The sequence below is a fragment of the Ciceribacter ferrooxidans genome, assembly GCF_004137355.1.
GTDB lineage: Bacteria > Pseudomonadota > Alphaproteobacteria > Rhizobiales > Rhizobiaceae > Allorhizobium > Allorhizobium ferrooxidans.
The window spans coordinates 1-260 of the sequence record NZ_SDVB01000177.1 but is presented as its reverse complement, the minus strand read 5'-3'; the positions used below and the strand labels follow the sequence as shown (position 1 = coordinate 260).

At 66.5% G+C, this 260-nt stretch carries 1 pseudogene; it reads right to left on the bottom strand.

The features are described from left to right. Positions 1 to 260: pseudogene (locus tag EUU22_RS08000) on the bottom strand (hypothetical protein); the annotation flags it as partial.

Below are 260 nucleotides of genomic sequence, written 5' to 3'. Positions count from 1 at the left end.
CGTCGTCGCGTGAGCGCTTCATGACGTAGCGCTCGAGCCCCTTGCGCAGTGGATCATTCTTCCCGCGGTACCCGAAGCGGTCACGGAAGTCGTAGATGCCGTAGAACGGCACCATCGCGTGCACCGACGTGTCGACGTCCTCGAAGCCGGGCTGGAACTCGGGGTCGTTCGCGGTCAGGCCCACCATCGCGGTGAGATGGCCGCCCGCGGAACCACCGGTGGCGACGATGTAGTCGGGATCGCCGCCGTACTCCGCGATG